Source organism: Streptomyces yaizuensis, assembly GCF_034961445.1.
GTDB lineage: Bacteria > Actinomycetota > Actinomycetes > Streptomycetales > Streptomycetaceae > Streptomyces > Streptomyces yaizuensis.
In genome coordinates this window covers 465,601-487,012 of record NZ_BSBI01000005.1, presented here as the reverse complement: position 1 = coordinate 487,012, position 21,412 = coordinate 465,601, and the positions used below count along the sequence as shown (strand labels likewise).

Genomic DNA, 21,412 nt, shown 5'->3' with positions numbered 1-21,412 from the left:
CGCCGCGCGGCCGGACCGGCTGCGCGGACGGGTCGGCCGGGTGGCCGAGCGGGGTGGCCGCGGGCCGCTGTCAGTGGCGTAGGGCAGCATCGGACCTGTGAGACCCGCGCCGACGATCCTGCATCTGGACATGGATGCGTTCTTCGCCGCCGCCGAGCAGGCGGCCAAGCCGAGCCTGCGCGGAAAGCCCGTGGTCGTCGGAGGTCTCGGCCCGCGCGGAGTGGTCGCCACCGCCTCGTACGAGGCCCGGCGGTACGGGGTCCACTCGGCGATGCCGATGGCGCAGGCCCGGCGGCTCGCGCCGAACGCGGCGTACCTCGTCCCCCGCTTCGCCTTCTACCGCGCGATCAGCGAGCAGGTCATGGGGCTGCTGCGGGCGCTGTCGCCGCTGGTGGAGCCCTTGAGCCTGGACGAGGCGTTCGTGGACCTGGAGGCCGCGGGGGCGGCCTTCGACGCGGCGACGGCCAAGGAGGCCGGTGAGCGACTGCGGGCGGACATACGGGCGGTCACCGGGCTCACGGGGTCGGTGGGGCTCGCGGGCTCCAAGATGCTGGCGAAGATCGCGTCCGAGCGGGCCAAACCCGACGGACTGCTCCTGATCGAGCCGGGCACCGAGCGGGAGCTGCTGGGGCCGCTGTCCGTGCGCACCCTGCCCGGGGTGGGCCCGGCCACCGGGGAGCAGCTGCGCCGTGCCGGGATCACCACCTGTGCCGAGCTGGCCGAGGCCGGGGTGGACGAGCTGGTGCGGCTGCTGGGCCGGGCGCACGGGGGCGCGCTGCACCGGATGGCCCTGGGCCACGACGACCGGCCCGTGGTGGCCGAGCGGGACACCAAATCGGTCTCCGTCGAGGACACCTTCGACGTCGATCTCCACGACCGGGTCAGGATCCGGCTGGAGGTGGAGCGGCTCGCCGACCGCTGCACGGCCCGGCTGCGGTCCTCCGGCCACTCCGGGCGGACCATCGTGCTGAAGGTGCGGCGGTACGACTTCTCCACGCTGACCCGTTCCGAGACGCTGCGGGGGCCCACCGACGACCCCGGCGTGGTGCGGGAGGCCGCCGCGCGGCTGCTGGAGTCCGTGGACACCACGGGCGGTGTGCGGCTGCTCGGGGTGGGGGTGTCGGGCCTGGCCGACTACACCCAGGAGGATCTGTTCGCGCAGGCCGCGGCGGCGGCGGAGGAGGACGGGCGGCGGGAGGAGGCCGGCGGGGAGGACGGGCCCGACGCGGCGGACCCGTCGCGGGAGGACGCGCCGGCCGCGCCCGCCGAGCGGCGCTGGGCGGCCGGACAGGACGTACGGCACGGCCGATACGGGCCGGGGTGGGTGCAGGGCAGCGGCGTGGGCCGGGTCACCGTGCGGTTCGAGCGGCCCGGCTCCGCCGCGCCGGGCCGGGTGCGCACCTTCCGCACGGACGACCCGGAGCTGGCACGGTCCGATCCGCTGCCGCTGGTGGAGACGGCGGCGGAGACGGAGACGGAGACAGGGCCGGAGACAGGCCCGGCGGGTACGGCGGGCCCCGGCGAGGACTCCCCGGACGAGCAGGCGGACGCGGAGACTCCAATGGCGGACGCGGCGGACCTGGCGGGCGCTCAGTCGCCGCCTGCCGCCGGCGCGGTGCCGGGGTCCCCGCCCGCCAGCCGGCCGAAGGAGCGGTCCTCCGGCGGCGACGGGTCCGGTGCCGACAGATCGAGCCCGTAGTGGTGGTACAGCTGGAGCTCCTGCTCGGGGGAGAGATGGCGGCCCACGCCGAAGTCGGGCGCGTCCTTGATCAGGGCACGGTCGTACGGCACGCTCAGCGTCTCGCCCACCAGGGTGCTGGGCGCCAGCGGGACGAAGGCGTCCCGGCTGAAGAGCCCGGTGCGTACGGCCGCCCATTCGGGGGCGCCGGTGGCGTCGTCCAGATACACCTCGTCCACCGTCCCGATCCTGGCTCCGTTACGGTCGAACGCCTTGCGGCCGATCAGACTGCGCGGATCGACATCGGTCTGCACGGTCCCTCCAAGAGGTCGCAACTGCTCCTTAAGCCACTCAAGGAATACGAAAGAGCAGTTTGAGAGTGTCGGCCACTTGAGCGATGGGCAAAGAGTGCGCTGGTAGGCTGAGAAATGGCTGTCGACCCCACGCGGGAGAGTCCGCCGGCGGACATCGCCGACGGCGCCGAAGGAGCAACTCCTCCCCGGAATCTCTCAGGCACCTGTACCGCATGGGTGAGGTCACTCTGGAAAGCAGGGCGGGCGTCGGACGGTGGCACCCGCTCTCACCGACGGTGAAAGCCGGGGCGCCGATGTCGCGCGGCCCGGTGAAGCTCTCAGGTTGAGATGACAGAGGGGGAGGCCGTCCGGGGTAACCGTGCCGTGGTGCCCCTCGCAGGTCGTGTCAGACCAGGAGGCCTCCGATCATGACCGCCAACCGTACCCCGCTCTCCCGCCTGGAGCAGGGCATTCCGTTCGAGCAGCGCCACATAGGCCCCGACGCCGAGGCGCAGGCCAAGATGCTGGCGCAGGTCGGATACGGCTCGCTGGACGAGCTGACCGCCGCCGCCGTCCCCGATGTGATCAAGAGCACCGAGGCGCTGGGTCTGCCCGACGCCCGTACCGAGGCCGAGGTCCTGGCTGAGCTGCGCGGCCTCGCCGACCGGAACACCGTGCTGACGCCGATGATCGGCCTCGGCTACTACGGCACCTTCACGCCCCCGGTGATCCTGCGCAACGTCATGGAGAACCCGGCCTGGTACACCGCGTACACGCCGTACCAGCCGGAGATCTCCCAGGGCCGTCTGGAGGCCCTGCTGAACTTCCAGACGATGGTCGCCGAGCTGACCGGACTGCCCACGTCCGGCGCCTCGCTGCTGGACGAGGGGACGGCCGCCGCCGAGGCCATGTCCCTCTCCCGGCGGGTCGGCAAGGTCAAGAACGGTGTCTTCCTGGTCGACGCCGACGTCCTGCCGCAGACCCTCGCGGTGATCGAGACCCGGGCCGAGCCGACCGGCGTCGAGGTCGTCACCGCCGACCTCTCGCAGGGCATCCCCGACAGCGCCGCCGAGCGGGGCGTCTTCGGTGTCCTGCTCCAGTACCCGGGTGCCTCCGGTGCCGTCCGCGACCTGCGGCCGGTCATCGAGCAGGCGCAGGGCCTGGGCGCGGTCGTCACCGTCGCCGCCGACCTGCTGGCGCTGACGCTGCTGACCTCCCCCGGTGAGCTGGGTGCCGACATCGCCGTCGGCACCACCCAGCGCTTCGGTGTCCCGATGGGCTTCGGCGGCCCCCACGCCGGGTACATGGCGGTGCGCGAGAAGTTCGCCCGCAGCCTGCCGGGCCGGCTCGTCGGCGTCTCCGTCGACGCGGACGGGGACAAGGCGTACCGGCTCGCGCTCCAGACCCGTGAGCAGCACATCCGCCGGGAGAAGGCCACCAGCAACATCTGCACCGCGCAGGTGCTGCTGGCCGTGATGGCGGGCATGTACGCCGTCTACCACGGCCCCGACGGGCTGCGGACGATCGCCCGCCGCACCCACCGGTACGCCACCCTGCTCGCCGCCGGGCTCACCGCGGCCGGGGTCGAGGTCGTCCACGGCTCCTGGTTCGACACGCTGACCGTCGAGGTCCCGGGGCGGGCCGCCGAGGTCGTCGCCGCGGCGCGCGCCGGCGGGGTCAACCTGTACCGGGTCGACGACTCGCACGTCTCCCTCTCCTGCGACGAGACCACCACCCGCGACACGCTCCGGGCCGTGTGGGCGGCGTTCGGCGTGGAGGCCGACATCGAGGCGCTGGACGCCACCACGGAGGACACCCTTCCGGCGGCGCTGCTGCGGACCGACGACTACCTCGCGCACCCGGTCTTCCACCAGCACCGCTCCGAGACGGCGATGCTGCGCTACCTGCGCCGGCTGGCCGACCGCGACTACGCGCTGGACCGGGGCATGATCCCGCTCGGCTCCTGCACGATGAAGCTGAACGCGACCACCGAGATGGAGTCGGTCACCTGGCCCGAGTTCGGGCAGCTGCACCCCTTCGCCCCGGTCGACCAGGCCGCCGGTTATCTCACCCTCATCCATGAGCTGGAGGAGCGGCTGGCCGAGGTCACCGGCTACGACAGGGTCTCCCTCCAGCCCAACGCCGGCTCCCAGGGCGAGCTGGCCGGACTGCTCGCCGTGCGCGCGTACCACCGGGCCAACGGGGACGCGCAGCGCACCGTCTGCCTCATCCCCTCGTCGGCGCACGGCACCAACGCCGCGAGCGCCGTCATGGCCGGGATGAAGGTCGTCGTGATCAAGACGGCCGACGACGGCGAGATCGACGTGGCGGACCTGCGCGAGCGGATCGAGCAGTACCGCGACGAGCTGGCCGTGCTCATGATCACGTACCCGTCGACCCATGGGGTCTTCGAGGAGCACGTGGCCGACATCTGCGCCCAGGTGCACGACGCCGGCGGTCAGGTGTACGTCGACGGCGCCAACCTCAACGCGCTCGTGGGGCTGGCCAGGCCGGGCCGGTTCGGCGGCGATGTCTCCCACCTCAACCTGCACAAGACGTTCTGCATCCCGCACGGCGGCGGCGGCCCGGGCGTCGGTCCGGTGGCCGTGCGCGAGCACCTCGCCCCGTATCTGCCGAACCACCCGCTCCAGCCGGCCGCCGGACCGGAGACGGGCGTCGGGCCGATCTCGGCCGCGCCCTGGGGTTCGGCCGGCATCCTGCCGATCTCCTGGTCGTACGTCCGGCTGATGGGCGGGGCGGGACTCAAGCGGGCGACGCAGGTGGCGGTCCTCGCCGCCAACTACATCGCCAAGCGCCTTGAGCCCCACTACCCGGTGCTCTACACCGGTCCGGCCGGCCTCGTCGCCCACGAGTGCATCGTGGATCTGCGTCCGCTGGCGAAGTCGACCGGCGTGAGCGTCGACGACATCGCCAAGCGCCTCATCGACTACGGCTTCCACTCGCCGACGATGTCGTTCCCGGTGGCCGGGACGCTGATGATCGAGCCGACCGAGAGCGAGAACCTGTACGAGATCGACCGCTTCTGCGCGGCGATGATCGCCATCCGGCAGGAGATCGAGAAGGTCGCGTCGGGCGAGTGGCCCGCCGACGACAACCCGCTGCGGAACGCGCCGCACACGGCGGCCTCGCTCGGCGGGGAGTGGGAGCACCCGTACACCCGTGACGAGGCGGTCTTCCCCGCCGGGGTGAACGCCGCCGACAAGTACTGGCCGCCGGTGCGCCGGATCGACGGTGCCTTCGGCGACCGCAATCTGGTCTGCTCCTGCCCGCCGCTGGACGCGTACGACAGCTGAGGGCCGGGGCGCCCCGCGCGGGGCGCCCCCGGGACTTGCTTGCCGGGGCCGGCGCGGAGTTGTCCGTGCCGGCCCCGGGCCGTATCCGCCGCAGGTCGCGGGTCGGGCCGGGCCGGGCCGTTGCCGTTCGTGAGCCGGGCCGTCGTCGGCGGCCCCGGGCGCACGTACGGCCGGGGCCCGGCCACACGGACGGCCGACCGGAGTGCGATCATCCGGAGTATGGCCGCCCGGTGTACGGGTCCCGGTGCACGGGTACAGGTACCCGAGGTGTCGCGCGGTGTCGAGCGGTGCGTTATGGCGAGGTCGCGCGCTCTACGCGGCCGTCGCGGCGAGGCCGACCCGGTGCGGGGCGATGATCTGCCCGTCCGGCAGCAGCTCGCCCGTGTCCTCGAAGAGGAGCACCCCGTTGCACAACAGGCTCCAGCCCTGTTCCGGATGGTGCGCCACGAGGCGCGCTGCGTCCCGGCCGGCGGAGTCGGATGTGGGGCAGGGTGGCTGATGCTGGCACATGGCTGGGTTCTTTCGCTGCGGTGTGGTGATCGTGCTGCGGCTCGCTGAGGTATTCATGGCCGCCCCCCGTATCTTCAGTAGAGTCCGGTCCCAGTGTTGCCCTGTCCGCGCTATCTCGCAGGGATTTTGCGGCAGCTCCTCTTACTGATTTAAGACGTTCCCCCCGTCCGGGGGGTTCAGCTCAACCGCCTTGTCCTTTTGGGTGGTTCGAGGGGGCCGGGATGGACTAGTCCGTCCGGAAACACAGGAACGCCCCACGACCGGGCGGGTCGTGGGGCGTCCATGGCGACAGCGCCGTGCTCGGTGTCGTGGCCCGGGTGTCGTGGTCCGGTGTCGTGGTCCGGTGCTGTGGCCGGTGTGGCCGGTGCCGTGGGCGGTGTGCCGGTCAGGCCGGTGTGCCGAGCAACGGCCCGGGGGCGATCCGGAGCGTCATCAGCGGCAGCAGGTCGGCGAGCCGGTGCGGCCGGTGGGCGGCGATGCCCGGCGGCGCGGGAGCGAGCGGGATCAGGACGTCGGTGGGCAGCGGGACGCCGGAGCCGGCGTCGGCGTCGGTGTCCGCGTGCAGCCAGAGGGTCAGCATGTACAGCTCGGGGATGGAGAGCAGCCGGGGCTGGTACGGAGTCGCCATCGCCTCCGCCTGCCGCAGCGCCCGTTCGGTGGAGGTGAGGTAGGGCCCCTCGAAGAAGTGGGAGAAGGCGGATCCGTCCGCGGTGAGGACGGTCTCGGCCGCGGCGACGTAACGGTCGCCGCCACGGATCAGGAAGCGCCAGCCCGTGAGCCGGGTGCACGGGCGGGTGGTGGACGTCGGAACGATCTGGTCGAGGACGTGGACGGGCAGCGGCGACTCGGGGCTGATGGGCCCCTGGGCGGAGCGGAGCGCGGGAGTACGGTCCTCACGGACGGCGGTCGGGGAACCGAGTGCCGTGAGAACGCTGCGGAGTGCGGGAGCAGGGGCCGGGAGGACGTGCAGCGGCATGGTGGGACGCCTCTCACTAGGGGAGACACGGTGAGGCAGGGTGGGTGCGGACGGCGCTGTCAGCGTGCGGGGCCAGAGAGGCCGAAGGGGCCACTGGGCGCCAACTATCTGCCTTCTGTACCGAGTTTATACGACGCGTGTTCTCACAGTGATTCCACTAGCGTCGTGACATATTGCCCACAAGGGTGTATCAGGACTTTCGGGCGTAGCGGATCCACCGGGTTTCCCTGGGATTATCCTTCCCGGCCAGGGCATTTACCCGGCAACTGGTAGGCCGAAAGTCGTCGGTGTTTCTCACCATCCGGTGGGCAGAAGTAGCTGTGCACTGAACCCGGCCTGGGTCGATCTCCCCCCTGCCGCGGGATGTGCGGACCATCACTTCGGACACCCTACCGGTTGTCGGCCGCCACCGGGGCGTTATCGATCAGTCAGGCTGGGCATTATCGTCCGTGACGCGAGCGACCGATGCCGCGCGGTGCCCAGTCGAGGAGGGACGCTTCGATGGGGGATAAGGACGTGGCAGGAGGCTTTGCACTCGCCGATCGCCAGCGCTACCGGGGAAAGCTGCGCCAGTGCCTGACGGCGCTGGGGCGACTGCTGGACGAGAAGAGGTTCGACCGGCCCAGGAATCTGCTGGGACTGGAGATCGAGTTGAATCTCGCTGGAGCGGACGGCCTGCCCAGGATGATGAATGCGGAAGTGCTCGAACGAATCGCCAGCAACGATTTCCAAACCGAGCTGGGGATGTTCAACCTGGAGGTGAACATTGTCCCGCACCGGCTCGGCGGCCGTGTTCTCGACCAGCTGGCCGAGGAGTTGCGGGCAGGCCTCGGATATGCCGACCGGAAAGCGAACGAGGTCGGCGCCGGGATCATGATGATCGGTATTCTGCCCACCCTCACCCAGGACGATCTCGTCCATGGGAACCTCTCCGACGTCGACCGCTACACCGTACTCAACGATGAGATCCTCACCGCGCGCGGCGAGGCATTCTCCCTCGATATCGCCGGAGTCGAGCGGCTGACCTGCACCTCGGCATCGATAGCGCCCGAAGCGGCCTGCACCTCGGTGCAGCTCCACCTCCAGGTGACCCCCGCCCGCTTCGCCGATGTGTGGAACGCCGCGCAGGCCGTGGCCGCCGTACAGATCGCGGTCGGCGCCAACGCCCCCTTCCTCTTCGGCAAGGAGCTGTGGCGCGAGTCGCGGCCGCCGCTGTTCCAGCAGGCCACGGACACCCGGCCGCCCGAGTTGCAGGCCCAGGGCGTGCGGCCCCGCACCTGGTTCGGCGAGCGGTGGATCGACTCCCCGTACGAACTCTTCGAGGAGAACCTGCGGTACTTCCCCGCCCTGCTGCCGATCTGCTCCGACGAGGACCCCGAGCGCGTCATCGACGAGGGAGCCATCCCTGAGCTGCGGGAACTCATCCTGCACAACGGCACGATCTACCGCTGGAACCGGCCCGTCTACTCGGTCGCCGACGGCGTGCCCCATCTGCGGGTGGAGAACCGGGTCCTGCCCGCCGGTCCCACGGTCACCGATGTCATCGCCAACGCGGCCTTCTTCTACGGGCTGGTGCGGGCGCTCGCCGACGAGCCGCGCCCCGTGTGGAGCCGGCTCCCCTTCCGCACCGCCGAGGAGAACTTTGACACCGCGTGCCGCCACGGCATCGACGCCGAGCTGATCTGGCCCCGGCCGGGGCGGGCCGGCGGGACCACCCGCGTACCCGCCGTGAAGCTCGTACGCGACGAACTGCTCCCGCTCGCGGCGGCCGGACTCGACGCCTGGCAGGTGGCGCCCGCCGACCGGGACCGCTACCTCGGGGTGATCGAGGCGCGGTGCCGGCGGCGGATGAACGGGGCCGCCTGGCAGGCCGAGACCTTCCACCGGGCGCGGGAGGCCGGACTCGGCCGCGAGGCGGCGCTCGCCGCCATGACCCGGCGCTATCGCGAACTGATGCTCCAGGGCGAGCCCGTGCACACCTGGCCGGTCGGCTTCCCCGGCAGATCGGGGGCCTGACCCGCCTGAGCGGTCCGTCCTCCTAGGATGGCGATCGTCCCCGGCCGCCGGCGCGCGGACCGGGGCGGGACCGAATCACAGGAGGCAGGGTGCGGATGGAGGCCGGACGAGTGGCCGACGCTCTTCCCCGGGAGGAGCTGACGCCCCGGGTGCTGCGGTCCGAACTGCTGCTGGTGCTCGCGCTGTCGCTGGGCGCGAGCGCCGTGGCCTCCCTGATCAGCTTTGTCGGCGCGCTGACCAGGCCGGGCGGGCTCGGCGAGCAGGCGGCGAAACTCAACGGATCCGCCGCCCCCGGCCGGCCGTGGCTGGATCTCGCCTGGCAGCTCTTCGGCATCACCACGGCGCTGGTGCCCGTCGCCCTCGTCGCGCATCTGCTGCTCCGCGAGGGCGCCGGCGGGCTGCGCGCGGTGGGCTTCGACCGCCGCCGGCCCTGGCCCGACCTGGGGCGCGGCACGCTCGTCGCGGCGGGCATCGGCAGCGCAGGGCTCGCCTTCTATCTGATCGCGCAGGCCAGTGGCTTCAATCTGACGGTGGTGCCCGAGTCGCTGCCCGAGGTGTGGTGGAAGTTCCCCGTCCTGATCCTCTCCGCGATCCAGAACTCCGTGGTCGAGGAGGTGATCGTGGTCGGGTATCTGCTCCGCAGACTCGACCAGCTGGGGTGGACCCCGACCGCGTCCCTGGTGACCAGCTCCGTGCTGCGCGGCTCGTACCACCTCTACCAGGGCATCGGCGGCTTCATCGGGAACATGGTCATGGGCGCGGTCTTCGTCGTTCTCTACCGGCGGTGGGGGCGGGTCGGGCCACTGGTGGTGGCCCACGCCCTGCTCGACATCGTGGCCTTCATCGGGTACGCGCTGCTGGCGGGGAAGGTGGGCTGGCTGCCCACGGCCTGAGCGGGCAACGGCCGGAACGGGCCAACGGCTTGAACCGGCCGGCGGCCTGAGCGGGCCAACGGCTCGAACGGGCCAGATGGCTCGAACGCGCCCGGTGGATGGTCAGAGGCCGGTCAGCAGCGTGCCGTCGATGACGGTGACCGCCCGGCCGGTGAGCAGGGTCCGATCGCCGCGCAGCTCGGTGCGGACCAGACCGGAGCGGGCCGACGCCTGGAGCCCGGTCAGGTCGTCCCGGCCGAGGCGGGCCGACCAGTAGGGCGCCAGAGCGGTGTGGGCGCTGCCCGTCACCGGGTCCTCGTCGATGCCCACGCGCGGGAAGAAGCCGCGTGAGACGAAGTCGTACGGGAGGTCCGGCCGCTCGGCGGCGGCGGTGACGATGACGCCCCGCGTGGAGTGGTGCGCCAGGGAACGCACGTCGGGGGCGAGGTCGCGGACGGTCCGTTCGTCCGTCAGCTCCACGAGCAGGTCGCCGATGTGCGGGCCGGTGTCGTGGACCGAGAGCACCGGGGCGCCCAGTGCCTCGGCCAGCCGGTCGGGGACCGCGACCGGCGTCAGCGGGGAGGTCGGGAAGTCCAGGGTGATCGCGCCGTCGTCGTGGGCGGTGGTGCCGAGGACGCCCGAGCGGGTCGCGAAGCGGACCGTTCCGGTGGCGGCGCCGGTCTCGCGCAGGACGTGCGCGGTGGCGAGGGTGGCGTGCCCGCAGAGGTCGACCTCGGTGGTGGGGGTGAACCAGCGCAGCGCCCAGTCGGCGGCGCCGCCGGGCGGCAGCGGATGGGCGAAGGCGGTCTCGGAGAGGTTCACCTCGGCGGCGACCCGCTGGAGCCGGCCGGCGTCCGGGAAGGAGCCGACGTCGGGCAGGAGGAGGACCCCCGCCGGGTTGCCGGTGAAGGGGGTGTCGGTGAAGGCGTCGACGATTCTGATCCGCATGGGCAGACGGTAGCCAGTGGGGGCGGTCGCGGCCCAAGGCCAATTCCGGGGAACTGGACCCGGTTCCGGGCACGGCCGTGGGGGAAAGGGACCGGGGGAGTGGTGGTGGCTGTGGTGCCTGGTGCTGCTGGGGCGTCCGCCGCGTTCCCCGTTCCCTGTTCTGTGTGCCCCGTTCCCCGTTCCCCGTTCTCTGTTCTCCGTTCCAGGCCCGGTCGTCCGGATGCCGGCCGGGCCGTTCGTCGCCATGACCGATCCGTCCCGCCACCGGGTCGCGGAGGTCGCCCCCTCCGCGCGGTCGCGGGACCGTCCCCGGGAGGACCCCCGTGTCCCGTACCCTCGACCGGCTCCGGCTGGCCGCCCTCAACATCGACGGCGTGCTGCTGAACGACACCTTCAGCCCGGTGATCCATGACTTCGTCGTCCGCCGGGGAGGCTCCTACACGGCGGAGACGGAACGCTCGATCTTCTCCCGGCCCCGGCGCATCGCCGGGCGGAACCTGGCCGCCGCCGTACCGCAGTCCCTCACCGGCGACGAGGCCCTGGCCGCGTACTTCACCGAACGCGACGCCTATCTCACGGACCACCCGGTACGGATCCTGGACGGCGCCGTCGATCTCGTACGGCGGCTGCGCGCGCTCGGTCTGCGGACGGTCTGCTACGGGGGGCTGCCCGCCGCGCACTTCGACCGCTTCCTCGGGGAGTGGGCCCACCTCTTCGACGGTCCGCGCTATGTGTGCACCGACGACTTCCGGCCAGGTCTGCGGGAAATCACCGTCGACCACTTCGGCCTGGAGCACGGCGAGGCGCTCTTCGTCGACGACGTGGCGCTGGTCGCCGAGGCCGCCCGGGGGCTCGGCGCCCCGTTCATCGGCCAACCCAGCGGGTTCGTCCACGGCTTCCAGCGGCAGCTCATGACCGAGGCGGGGGTGCGGCATCTGGTGGACGCGCCGGAGGCGATCGACGAGGCACTGATCCGCGCGGTGGACGCGGAGGCCGCCCTCGGCACGGTCTGGGACCGGGCCCTGCCGCGCTGACGAACCTTCACATGTGCCCGCCGCCGGCGCCGCCACGGTCGGTCGCGGCGGATTCCCTCCGCGACCGGGCCCGGCCGATGGACCACGTGCCCAGACCCACCAGCACGGCCGCCCCGGCCCCGTACACCGGCAGCCACCGGGTCGTCGTGGCCGACAGGCAGTCGGCGACGGCCTCGTCGCTGTGGACCTCCTGCGCACGGGCCAGGGCGGTACGGTCGCGACCGGCCAGGTCCGCCAGCGCGGCCTCCGTCCGGACGGCCTCGTACGCGCCCAGCTCCGGGCACCCGTCACGGGTGCCCGGCATCGGGAACAGCCACGCCCAGCGCTGCATCGCGGGGGCCAGCGTGATCGCCACGCACAGGCCGACGACCATCGCGTACGCGGCCAGATTCCGCGTGTACGCGGATACGGGGCCGGGCGTCCAGGCCGGCAGCCGGTAGAAGAGGAGGACCAGGCGAGCAGTGTCACCCCGATGTAGGTGGAGAACCACTGCCAGGAACCCTGTGCGAGTGCGGCCGTCAGCACGGCGGCGAGTGCGATCCCGATGACCCCCGGCTGACCGGATGTGTCCCGGTTCGTGTCCTGGGGTGCCGATCCCCCGGCTCGGTGAGGGCTGGGCTCGTCCATGGCCGCTCCTGCGGGGTGGGGGTCGGGGACCATCAGCATCCGAGCCCGCCGCGCCCCGGCAGGACGCCATGCCGGACCGGTCCGGAAGTCTCCGCCGGTTGGCGGGGGCCTGCCGGGCGCCCATCGAGCCGTAATAGGTGGCACCGCCGTCGCTCGTCCTGCCAGGATCCGAGGGTGGACCCGACCGAGATCACGCGCGCGATCGCGGCCGCGACGTCGGTCGCCGCATCGCTCGACCTGCCCGCCGACGACGCCGTCGTCCTCCACAACTCGAACAGGATCGCGCTGCGGCTGACGCCGTGCGACGTCCTGGCCCGGGTCGCCCCCGCCGGGCACGGGGCCGCACAGTTCGAGGTCCGGCTCGCTCAGCTGCTTGCCCGGGCCGGATGCCCGACGGGCCTCCTGGAACCTCGGGTGGACCCCCTGGTGTACACGCGCGACGGTTTCACGGTGACGCTGTGGACCTCCTACGAATCCGTGACACCTCGCACCTCACCCGTCGACTACGCCAACGCGCTGGAGCGACTGCACGCCGGCATGCGCGAGGTCGACGTGCCGAGCCCGCGGTTCACGGATCGGGTCGCGGAGGCGCAGGCCGTCGTGGCCGACCCGCGTCTCTCGCCGGAGCTCACCGACGCGGACCGCGCGTTCCTCGGCGGCAGACTGGGAAGCCTGCGACGGTCGATCGAGGAGCGCGGCGCCGTGGAGCAGCTGCTCCACGGCGAGCCGCATCCCGGCAATGTGCTCGGCACGAGGAACGGCCCGTTGTTCATCGACCTTGAGACCTGTTGCCGTGGACCTGTCGAGTTCGATCTCGCCCATGTCACCGAGGCGGTCTGCGAGCACTATCCGAACGTCGACCAAGGGCTGCTGGACGAGTGCCGGCAGCTCGTTCTCGCGATGGTCGCGGCCTGGCGCTGGGAACGTGGCGACCAGTTGCCGAACGGGAGGCGGTTCGGAGAGGAGTTCCTGCGCCTGCTGCGCGAGGGTCCTCCGTGGCCGACACTCGACGCGGTCGTCAGGCGGCTGGACGGTCCTGACGGGTCCTGACGGCCTGGACGGTCTGGAGGAATCACCGAAGCGACGGGACTGTCGTCGCAGCGACCCCGTGCGGGCCGGCGGCGCGCCGCGTTCGCGCCGGCTGCCCCGCCGGTCGGCGACCGTACTGGCGGAGGCCTGCTGACCAGCGGCAGTCGGCTCAGCGGCCCGGCTCCCGACCGCAACGGCAGTGGCTCCGGCGTGCCCGTCCACGCGGACGTCCCGCTCCTCGCCCACCGGGACTCGTATACCGGGTGGTCGCCCTCGAACCACGTACCCCGCGATCACGCCCCAGCGGCCTGCGACGGTCGACGTGCGCCGGGGATTGTCGGGCGAGCTATTCCGATATATCGTTGAGGTATCGCGACAGATCAAGCTCAACGATGGAAGGAGTGTCGTGATGAATACGCAGGGATTCGGCCAGGAGCCGGGGCGCGGGCAGTGCGGGCCCGGACATCGGGGCCGGGGCGGCTTCGAGGGGCGCCGGGGTGCCTTCGGGCAGTTCGGTCCGCCCTTCGGCGGGGGTCCGTTCGGCGGTGGCCCCTTCGGGGGCGGCCGGGGGCGGGGCGGTGGCCGGGGACGGGCGCGGCGCGGTGATGTGCGTGCCTCGATCCTCGCGCTGCTGAAGGACCGCCCGATGCACGGGTACGAGATGATCCAGGAGATCGGCGAGCGCAGCGGCGGGGCCTGGAAGCCCAGCCCCGGTTCGGTCTACCCCACGCTCCAGCTGCTGGAGGACGAGGGGCTGATCGCCAGCGCGAGCGAGGGCGGCAAGCGCCTGTTCACGCTCACGGACGCCGGGCGCGAGGAGGCCGACGGCGGCCCGGACGCGCCGTGGGAGGAGGCGGGGCGCGGGGTCGACTGGGACACGGTCAACGAGATCCGGCAGGCCGGCTGGGGGCTCATGGAGGCGTTCGGCCAGGTCTGGAAGACCGGCAGTGCCGAGCAGCGCACCAAGGCCCTCGATGTCATCAACGACGCGCGGAAGAAGCTCTATCTGATCCTCGCCGACGAGGACTGAGCGGGGGTACGCGCGACTCCGATTCCGGTTCCGGTACGCCCGTACCGGAACCGGAACCGGAACTGGAACCGGAGTCGTGTCCGGTCAGGCGGCCAGGGGCTCAGGGGTTCAGGCCGGGCAGTTCCGCCAGTCGGCGCAGGGACTCCTGGAGCGCTTCCGTCGCCGACTCCCGGATCCTGCCGGCCATCAGGGAGACGGCCGCGCCGGTGAACTCGCCCTCGATCCGGACCAGGGTCGCCTCCCCGTCCGGCGTGAGGAGATAGCGGCTGCCCAGCCGGACGCCCATCGGCCCTTCGCCGTGGACGCCGAGGAGCCGGCCCGTCTCGAACTCGTCCACCTGCCAGGTCACCTCGGCGGGGAAGCCCATGAGCCGCAGGTTCTCGCGGTAGCGCGCGCCCGGTCCCAGGGTGGTCGGCCCGTCGTCCTCGGGGAAGCCGGTGTGGGTGGCGTTCCAGCGGGCCTGGCCGCCGAGATCCACGAGCTGGGCCCAGACCTTCGCCGCGGGTGCGGCGATCCGGGCCTCCGCGCTGACTTCGGCCATACGACCACCCCTCGCCATCCTGAACCCGGGAATTCGGGAACTCGGTGCGCGGAAGGTAGCGGCGGGCGCCGGAGAACTCAAGGCCGGTGACCCGCCGGGGTCCTCCTTGAGGAGGAGCGGCCGGGCCCGGGGCACACCCTGCGCGGGACGGGCGGACAGGACTTCATGCGGATGGATCGGGCACTTCACTCTGATGGGGTGGGAGGGTGCAGATCCCCGCCGCGAACCCTGCTCCGAGTTCCGTTCCCGCCTCCGCATTCGCCTCCGCCGCTGGGCCCGTTCCCGGGTCCGTTGCCGGGTCCGTTCCCGGGCCGGCCGGGCGGCCCGGCGTGACCCGTACCGGACTCGGCCCCGGCCCCGGCACCGGCGCCGGGTTCACCGCCGGGCTGGCCCGGGTGGTGGCCGCCGCGCGGCGGCGGGCACTGCGGGCCGGGGATCCGCAGATCGACACCGCCCATCTGCTGCATTCGCTGATCGAGGCGGACCCCGAGGCGCGGGCCGCGCTCGGGCCGGGGTCCCGGGCCGCCCGGGTCCTCGGCTATCTCGTCCAGCGCAGCATCGGCTACGGGCCGCGCTGGCGGGCGACGGTCGAGGTCTCCGGCGCCCCATCGGGTCCGGCGGCTCCGGCTGTTCCGGCTGTTCCGGTCGAGAGTCCGGTTCCTGTTCCGCTCGTGGGTTCCCCGGTGGAGTCGGCGCCCGGCTGGTCGCCTGCGGCCGCCGACGCGCTGGCGGTGGCCACCGGGCGGGCCGAGGCGCGGGGCGCCCCCGGTGCCTCCGGCTCTGACCTGCTGGCCGCCCTCGCCGCCGACGGCGGCTGCCGCGCGGTCGAGGTGCTGCGACGCGCCGGGGTCGACCTCCGGGGGATCGGCGCTCCGGAAGCCGTCGAGGAATCCGGGTTCGACAGTACCTTCAGGGGTTACAGTCCTGACTTGTCCCTGCCATGATGTGCCGGTGGGGAAGACAACAAGTGGAAGAAATACGGGCCTGGGCATCGCCCTGGTCTCCGCCCTTGCGTTCGGCGGATCCGGAGTCGCGGCCAAGCCGCTGATCGAAGCGGGCGTCGACCCGTTGCACATGGTCTGGCTCCGGGTCACGGGGGCCGCGCTGCTGATGCTTCCGCTGGCCTGGCGCCACCGGGACCTCCTCCGCAGCCGCCCGGTCCTGCTCCTCGGCTTCGGCGTCCTCGCCGTGGCCGGCGTCCAGGCCTTCTACTTCGCCTCCATCTCCCGCATCCCCGTCGGGGTCGCGCTGCTGGTCGAGTACCTCGGCCCGGCCCTGGTCCTCGGCTGGATCCGGTTCGTCCAGCGCCGGCCCGTCACCCGGGCCGCCGCCGTCGGCGTGGCGCTCGCCGTCACCGGCCTCGCCTGCGTGGTCGAGATCTGGTCGGGGCTCCGCTTCGATCTGCTGGGCCTGCTGCTCGCCCTCGGTGCCGCCTGCTGCCAGGCGTGCTACTTCCTCCTCTCCGACCACGGCTCCGACGCCTCCGACGGGTCCGGGCCCGCCGATCCGCTGGGCGTCATCGCCTACGGGCTCCTCGTCGGCTCCCTGGTGCTGACCGTGATCGCCCGCCCCTGGAACCTCGACTTCGGGCTGCTCGCCCAGGAGGTCACCGTGGGCGACTCCGGGACGGCCGTGCAGGCCGCGCTGCTGCTCGGCTGGGTGGTGCTGATCGCCACCGTGCTCGCGTACATCACCGGAGTGATCTCCGTACGGTCGCTGTCGCCGCAGGTCGCCGGGGTCGTCGCCTGTCTGGAAGCGGTGGTCGCGACCGTGCTGGCCTGGGTGCTCCTGGGCGAACACCTCTCGCTGCCGCAGCTCCTGGGCGGTGGGCTCGTCCTGATGGGGGCGTTCATCGCCCAGTCGCAGGCGCCCAGGGCCCCGTCGCCCGGACCGGTCGCCTCCGGCCTGCCCGCCCCCGTACCCGCCCCCGTACCCACATCCGTGCCCGTACCCACGTCCGCGCCTGTGTCTTCCCCGGCCGACGGGCCGTCAGCCGTCGACGGCGAACGCGCCGCCGAGGGGGAGTTGTCCGCCGGACCCGCCGGACCCTAGAGTGACGATCATGCATTCGACCGTTCTGCCGCCTCCCGCCGCTTAGCGCGGGCGGCCCTCCGCTGACGAAGACCGGGCTCGGGTCCTCCCCGAGCAGGTTGTCGCTGCCCGCGCGCCGGAGCCGAGCGACCACCTTCCCCGTTCCTCACACGGAGACCACACGTGTCGAATTCCTCGCAGCCCGTGGCTGCCGCTGTGTCCCAACCTGCCGCCGGTGCGGCCGCTTCCGTCGGACGCAGCCTGTTCTGTCTGATCGTCGCCGGACTGGCCTGGGGCACGGCGGGCGCCGCCGCCTCCCTGCTCTTCCGCGACAGCGACCTCGGGCCCCTGGCCCTCTCCTTCTGGCGCTGCGCGGGCGGGCTGCTGCTGCTCCTTGCGGCGCTCGCGGTACGGGCACGGCACACCCGCCGGGCCGCCCGGCCGCTGCCCGCCCCCGAGCCCCGGCGGCGCCGGCTGATCCGCGTCCTGGGCACCGGAATCGGGCTCACCGTCTTCCAGAGCGCCTACTTCGCGGCCGTCGAGGCCACCGGCCTCGCCGTCGCCACGGTCGTCACCCTGGGCGCGGGGCCCCTGCTGATCGCGCTGGGCGCGCGGCTGACGATGGGCGAACGGCTCGGCGCGGGCGGTCTGCTCGCCGTGACCGGCGCGCTCGCCGGGCTCACCGTCCTGGTACTGGGCGGCGAGGGCGCAGAGGTCCGGCCCGCCGGGATCGCCCTGGCGCTGCTCTCCGCGTCCGGCTATGCCGCGATCACCCTGCTGGCGCGGTGGCTGGGCCGGGACGGCGGCTCCGACCCGCTGCCCACCACCGCCTGGGCCTTCGCCGTCGGCGCGCTGGGGCTGCTGCCCCTGGCGCTGGCCGAGGGGCTGATCCCGGCCACCGGTGATCCGGCCATGGTGATCGGGCTACTGGTGTACGTGGCGGCCGTGCCCACCGCGCTGGCGTACGTCCTCTACTTCGCCGGGGCGGCCCGGGTCCGCGCGGCCACCGTCTCGGTGGTGATGCTCCTGGAGCCGGTGAGCGCCGCCGTGCTCGCGGTGACCCTCCTGGGGGAGCGGCTGACGGCCGCGACCCTGCTGGGCACCGCGCTGCTGCTGACGGCGGTCACGGGGCTCGCGTGGGCGGAGACGTCGGTGGGCCGCGCCGCCGGGAACGGGGCGGCGCGGCGGGCCGGGGAGGGCTGAGCACCCCGCCCGTGCCGGGCCCGCTCCCTCCCCGGGCGCGGGCTCAGCGCGCGGTCAGATAGCCGGGTATCCCGGTCGCCGGCGCCAGGTCGTCGGCCGGGAGCGGGGCGCCCCGTACCGTCGTCACCGGGACGACACCCGCCCAGTACGGCAGGTCCATGTCCTCCGGCTCGTCGACCACGGGGCCGGAGCGGACCTTGGCCGAGACCTCCGCCAGCTCCAGCCGCAGGACCGCCGTCGCCGCCAGCTCGCGGGTGTTGGGCGGGCGGGTGTCCCGGGAGCGGCCCGGCACCACCGCGTCGACCAGGGCGTCGAGCGCGGCGCGCTTCTCGCCGGGGTCGGTGACCGGGCGTGCGATGCCGTGGATCATCACGGAGCGGTAGTTGACGGAGTGGTGGAAGGCGGAACGGGCCAGCACCAGGCCGTCGACGTGGGTGACCGTCAGACAGACCGGAAGGCCGGGCTCCGAAGCGCCCCCGTCACCCCCCGCACCTCCGCCGCCCGTCCCGCCGGCCGCCCGCAGCGGGCGCGAACCGGTCGATCCGTGCACGTACACCCGCTCGCCCAGCCGCGCGTGGAGCGTCGGCAGCACCACCGGGGCGCCGTCCCGGACGAATCCCATGTGGCAGAGGTACCCGTCGTCGAGAATGGCGTGCACCAGCTCCCGGTCGTACGCGGCACGCTCCCTGGCGCGGGTGGGCACGGTGCGTCCGGTCGGCTCGTAGGCGTGGGCCTCCGGCATCTCCTGTATCTCCGGCATCTTCGGTACCTCCTGCATCTCCGGCATTTGCGTCCTCTATTGCACTAGTGCATACTTGGCTTTGTGCTAGGAGAGTATCGGATCACAGGTCGGCGCGCATCGGAGATCGCGGCCAGCGTCGAGTGCGCGGTCGGTTCCGGAGCGCTGGAGCCCGGCGCGTCCCTGCCGCCGATGCGGGAGCTGGCGGTGCTCCTCGGGGTCAACCCGAACACCGTCGCCGCCGCCTACCGCACCCTGCGCGAGCGCGGCGTCATCGAGACGGCGGGCCGCAGGGGCAGCCGGGTGCGGCACCGGCCCGCGAGCACCACGCGCGGCTCGATCGGCGTCGGAGCCCCGCCGGGCGTACGGGACGTGAGCGCGGGCAACCCCGATCCGGCGCTGCTGCCCCCGCTCCGGGACGTCCTCGCGGCCGTGGCCGCGGAGTACGACGGCCGCCCCGGGCTCTACGGGGAGGACCCGCTGGACGCGGAGTTCGCCCGGCTCGCCCGCGCGGCGCTGGACGCGGACGGGGTGCCCGCCGGGCCGGTCGCCGCCGCCTCCGGTTCGCTCGACGCCATCGAGCGGGTGCTCGCCGCCCATCTGCGGCCCGGGGACGCCGTCGCCGTCGAGGACCCCGGCTGGGGCAGCCTGCTCGATCTCGTACCGGCGCTCGGGCTCGTCCCCGTCCCGGTTCCCGTCGACGACGACGGGCCCACCGCCGCCGGGGTGGAGCGCGCGCTCGCGGGCGGGGCGCGGGCGCTGATCGTCACCGACCGGGCGCAGAACCCGACCGGGGCCGTGCTCGGCGGAGCGCGCGCCGCCGAGCTGCGGACCGTCCTCGCCGGCCGGCCGCGCACGCTGCTGATCGAGGACGACCACGGGCACGGGATCGTCGACCAGCCGCTGCACTCCCTCGCCGGGACCACCGACCACTGGGCGTTCGTCCGCTCCACCGCCAAGGCGTACGGACCGGACCTCCGCGTCGCCGTGGTCACCGGCGATCCGCTCACCCTGGACCGCCTCGCCGGGCGGCAGCGGCTCGGCCCCGGCTGGGTCAGCCGGCTGCTCCAGCGGACCGTCGCCGGGCTCTGGGCCTCGGGCGCGGTCGACCCCGCCACGGTGGCCCGGTCGTACGGGGAGCGGCGCGACGCGCTCGTACGGGCGCTGGCCGGGCACGGCATCGAGGCGCACGGCCGCAGCGGGATGAATGTCTGGGTGCCGGTGCCCGACGAGACCGGGGCGGTGGCGCGGCTGCTGCACGCGGGATGGGCGGTGGCGCCGGGCGCGCGGTTCCGGATGGCGGCCGCGCCCGGGGTGCGGATCACCGTGTCGGCGCTGTCGGCGGGCGAGATGCCCGAGGTGGCCGCCGCCGTCGCGCGCGCCCTCGCGCCGGGGCCGGCCCGCAGCTACGGCTGAGGGAGCGCGGCGCGGCCCCTCAGCCGCTGCCGCACGTGGCCTTCCGCCCCGGATCCGTGGGCTCCGCCTCCGCCTCTGCTTCCGCCGTCGTCGTCGCCGGGAGGGGCGCCGGTTCCGGGGCGGCGGCCGTCCGGGCGCCCCCGCCGCCGGGAACCGCGCCACCGCGCACACCGCCCCCGCCCCGGGCCCGGCTCTGGGTGAGCGCCGCCCCCACCAGGACGATCGCCGCCCCCACCGGGGTGTTCCAGCCCAGCTCCTCCCCGAGGACGGCGACGCCCGCCGCGGTGGCCACGACCGGGATGGCGTACGTGACCATCTGCGCCGTCGTCGGTCCGACCTCCGCCACCAGGCCGTACTGGAGCAGCAGCGCGAACCCGGTCCCCAGCGCGCCCAGGGCCACCACCGCGAGCAGCGGCACCGCCGGGAACGACGACGGAACCTCCGTCACCAGCGCGGTGACCACCGCCAGCTGGACCGTGGCGAGCAGCAACTGCGAACCGGTCAGCGCGAGATGCGACTCGGGACGGCCCGCGAGCGTCCGGCGGACGTAGATCCAGCCGATCGGATAGCAGAGCGAGGCGAGCAGGGCCAGCGCCGTGCCGCGCGCGTCGATCCCGGAGAAGCCCTCCCAGGCGCCGAGGACCGTCAGCACCCCGAGGAAGCCGATGCCGAGCCCCGCCACCCGGCGCCGGGTGGGCCGGTCCTCCGAGAGCGCCACCAGCGACAGCACCATCCCCCACAGCGGCGATGTGGCGTTGCAGATGCCCGCCAGCGTGGACGGGATGGTCAGCTCCGCGTACGCGAAGAGCGAGAACGGCACCGCGTTGAGCAGGAACGCCGCCACCGTCAGATGGCCCCAGACGCGCGCTCCGCGCGGGAGCCGGTCGCGCCGCACGGCCATCGCCACGGCGAGCACCGCCGTACCGAAGAACAGCCGTCCGAAGGTCACCTGGAAGGGCGCGAACCCCTCCGTACCCACCTTGATCAGCAGAAAGCTGAACCCCCACACCACCGAGAGGATCGCGAAGCGGAGCCGCCAGTCCAGCCGGGGGCGGCGGACCGGCGGGGCGGGGGAGCGGGAGGCTGTCCCGGCGGTTGAGGTCATGTGCTTCACCATCGCCCCGGCGATCTGGTAGCACAAGCGAGAATTTCTTG

General features: G+C 73.2%; 19 protein-coding genes and 1 riboswitch. Of the genes, 11 read left to right on the top strand and 8 right to left on the bottom strand.

The features are described from left to right. Window positions 1-97: 97 nt before the first annotated feature. Complete coding sequence (locus tag SYYSPA8_RS15770) at window positions 98-1,699, top strand: DNA polymerase IV (protein ID WP_323447790.1); 1,602 nt, start codon at window positions 98-100, stop codon at window positions 1,697-1,699. Here the strand turns inward: SYYSPA8_RS15770 and SYYSPA8_RS15765 are convergent. Next, on the bottom strand, window positions 1,591-1,992 hold the full coding sequence (locus SYYSPA8_RS15765; protein WP_323447789.1) for a PRC-barrel domain-containing protein: 402 nt from the start codon (window positions 1,990-1,992) through the stop codon (window positions 1,591-1,593). The two genes, SYYSPA8_RS15770 and SYYSPA8_RS15765, sit on opposite strands and share 109 nt — an antisense overlap. Before the next feature lie 122 nt (window positions 1,993-2,114). Continuing rightward, window positions 2,115-2,213: riboswitch (glycine riboswitch) on the top strand. A gap of 186 nt (window positions 2,214-2,399) precedes the next feature. Between SYYSPA8_RS15765 and gcvP the strand changes: the two genes are divergently transcribed. Then, window positions 2,400-5,285, top strand: a complete 2,886-nt coding sequence (gene gcvP, locus SYYSPA8_RS15760; RefSeq protein ID WP_323447788.1) for an aminomethyl-transferring glycine dehydrogenase — start codon at window positions 2,400-2,402, stop codon at window positions 5,283-5,285. Window positions 5,286-5,597: 312 nt separating this feature from the next. Here gcvP and SYYSPA8_RS15755 read toward each other — a convergent pair whose 3' ends face one another. Continuing rightward, a complete protein-coding gene (locus SYYSPA8_RS15755; protein ID WP_323447787.1) occupies window positions 5,598-5,795 on the bottom strand; it encodes a DUF5999 family protein in 198 nt (65 codons plus the stop codon). 385 nt (window positions 5,796-6,180) lie between these two features. Next, entirely contained in the window at window positions 6,181-6,771 is a 591-nt protein-coding gene (locus SYYSPA8_RS15750; protein WP_323447786.1) for a hypothetical protein, read from the bottom strand. A gap of 501 nt (window positions 6,772-7,272) precedes the next feature. Between SYYSPA8_RS15750 and SYYSPA8_RS15745 the strand changes: the two genes are divergently transcribed. Together SYYSPA8_RS15745 and SYYSPA8_RS15740 are read left to right on the top strand one after the other, a co-directional pair. Next, a complete protein-coding gene (locus tag SYYSPA8_RS15745) occupies window positions 7,273-8,787 on the top strand; it encodes a glutamate--cysteine ligase (protein WP_323447785.1) in 1,515 nt (504 codons plus the stop codon). A 95-nt stretch (window positions 8,788-8,882) separates the two neighbouring features. Continuing rightward, the gene (locus SYYSPA8_RS15740; RefSeq protein WP_323447784.1) at window positions 8,883-9,680 is read left to right on the top strand and encodes a CPBP family intramembrane glutamic endopeptidase; all 798 of its coding nucleotides are present in this window, start codon (window positions 8,883-8,885) and stop codon (window positions 9,678-9,680) included. A gap of 102 nt (window positions 9,681-9,782) precedes the next feature. Here the strand turns inward: SYYSPA8_RS15740 and SYYSPA8_RS15735 are convergent, their stop codons facing one another. After that, on the bottom strand, window positions 9,783-10,607 hold the full coding sequence (locus SYYSPA8_RS15735) for a PhzF family phenazine biosynthesis protein (protein WP_323447783.1): 825 nt from the start codon (window positions 10,605-10,607) through the stop codon (window positions 9,783-9,785). A gap of 323 nt (window positions 10,608-10,930) precedes the next feature. On the opposite strand from SYYSPA8_RS15735, the gene SYYSPA8_RS15730 reads away from it, so the two are divergent. Further along, window positions 10,931-11,641 carry an HAD family hydrolase gene (locus SYYSPA8_RS15730; RefSeq protein ID WP_323447782.1) on the top strand — a complete coding sequence of 237 codons (711 nt, stop codon included), beginning with the start codon at window positions 10,931-10,933 and terminating at the stop codon, window positions 11,639-11,641. 7 nt (window positions 11,642-11,648) lie between these two features. On the opposite strand, the gene SYYSPA8_RS15725 is transcribed toward SYYSPA8_RS15730, so the two are convergent. Then, entirely contained in the window at window positions 11,649-12,131 is a 483-nt protein-coding gene (locus tag SYYSPA8_RS15725) for a hypothetical protein (protein WP_323447781.1), read from the bottom strand. Window positions 12,132-12,442: 311 nt separating this feature from the next. On the opposite strand from SYYSPA8_RS15725, the gene SYYSPA8_RS15720 reads away from it, so the two are divergent. After that, a complete protein-coding gene (locus SYYSPA8_RS15720; RefSeq protein ID WP_323447780.1) occupies window positions 12,443-13,318 on the top strand; it encodes a phosphotransferase family protein in 876 nt (291 codons plus the stop codon). 388 nt (window positions 13,319-13,706) lie between these two features. Beyond that, entirely contained in the window at window positions 13,707-14,327 is a 621-nt protein-coding gene (locus SYYSPA8_RS15715; protein ID WP_323447779.1) for a PadR family transcriptional regulator, read from the top strand. A 100-nt stretch (window positions 14,328-14,427) separates the two neighbouring features. Here the strand turns inward: SYYSPA8_RS15715 and SYYSPA8_RS15710 are convergent, their stop codons facing one another. Next, window positions 14,428-14,868, bottom strand: coding sequence for a type II toxin-antitoxin system Rv0910 family toxin (locus SYYSPA8_RS15710; protein WP_323447778.1), 441 nt, complete (start codon window positions 14,866-14,868; stop codon window positions 14,428-14,430). Between the two features lie 329 nt (window positions 14,869-15,197). Here SYYSPA8_RS15710 and SYYSPA8_RS15705 point away from each other — a divergent pair, with 329 nt between their 5' ends. The 3 genes from SYYSPA8_RS15705 to SYYSPA8_RS15695 all read left to right on the top strand — a co-directional run bounded on the left by SYYSPA8_RS15705 (window position 15,198) and on the right by SYYSPA8_RS15695 (window position 18,102). Continuing rightward, window positions 15,198-15,812: a Clp protease N-terminal domain-containing protein gene (locus SYYSPA8_RS15705; protein ID WP_323447777.1), complete on the top strand. Its 615-nt coding sequence runs from the start codon at window positions 15,198-15,200 to the stop codon at window positions 15,810-15,812. A 7-nt stretch (window positions 15,813-15,819) separates the two neighbouring features. Continuing rightward, complete coding sequence (locus SYYSPA8_RS15700) at window positions 15,820-16,920, top strand: EamA family transporter (RefSeq protein WP_323447776.1); 1,101 nt, start codon at window positions 15,820-15,822, stop codon at window positions 16,918-16,920. A 195-nt stretch (window positions 16,921-17,115) separates the two neighbouring features. Continuing rightward, window positions 17,116-18,102: a DMT family transporter gene (locus SYYSPA8_RS15695; RefSeq protein ID WP_323447775.1), complete on the top strand. Its 987-nt coding sequence runs from the start codon at window positions 17,116-17,118 to the stop codon at window positions 18,100-18,102. 43 nt (window positions 18,103-18,145) lie between these two features. On the opposite strand, the gene SYYSPA8_RS15690 is transcribed toward SYYSPA8_RS15695, so the two are convergent. After that, window positions 18,146-18,862, bottom strand: coding sequence for a pyridoxamine 5'-phosphate oxidase family protein (locus SYYSPA8_RS15690; protein WP_323447774.1), 717 nt, complete (start codon window positions 18,860-18,862; stop codon window positions 18,146-18,148). A 63-nt stretch (window positions 18,863-18,925) separates the two neighbouring features. On the opposite strand from SYYSPA8_RS15690, the gene SYYSPA8_RS15685 reads away from it, so the two are divergent. Continuing rightward, entirely contained in the window at window positions 18,926-20,257 is a 1,332-nt protein-coding gene (locus tag SYYSPA8_RS15685; protein WP_323447773.1) for an aminotransferase class I/II-fold pyridoxal phosphate-dependent enzyme, read from the top strand. Window positions 20,258-20,276: 19 nt separating this feature from the next. Here the strand turns inward: SYYSPA8_RS15685 and SYYSPA8_RS15680 are convergent, their stop codons facing one another. Then, complete coding sequence (locus SYYSPA8_RS15680) at window positions 20,277-21,362, bottom strand: DMT family transporter (protein ID WP_323447772.1); 1,086 nt, start codon at window positions 21,360-21,362, stop codon at window positions 20,277-20,279. Window positions 21,363-21,412 lie beyond the last annotated feature (50 nt).